General features: G+C 43.3%; 1 protein-coding gene. It reads right to left on the reverse strand.

What is annotated here, in order from left to right; translation table 11 throughout:
• On the reverse strand, nt 1-245 hold a 245-nt coding region (locus tag DM397_RS00120; RefSeq protein ID WP_162615406.1), incomplete at both ends, for an AMP-binding protein.

The following is a 245-nucleotide window of genomic DNA, read 5'->3' on the forward strand; positions in this document are numbered from 1 at the left end:
TCTCGCCTAGTTCGATGCGGAAACCGCGAATCTTAACCTGATGGTCTTTTCTGCCCATAAACTCAATGTTACCGTCAGAAAGCCAGCGGCCCAAATCGCCAGTGTCATACATTCTTTCTCCTTCTATAAAAGGATTAGATATAAATTTTTCGGCTGTAAGTTCTGGCTTGTTCAAATACCCTCTCCCCACGCCTGCTCCTGATACATACAGTTTGCCTGTAACTCCTATTGGTAAAGGATTTAAA

This window comes from Flavobacterium nitrogenifigens (assembly GCF_003254565.1).
GTDB classification, from domain to species: Bacteria; Bacteroidota; Bacteroidia; order Flavobacteriales; family Flavobacteriaceae; genus Flavobacterium; species Flavobacterium nitrogenifigens.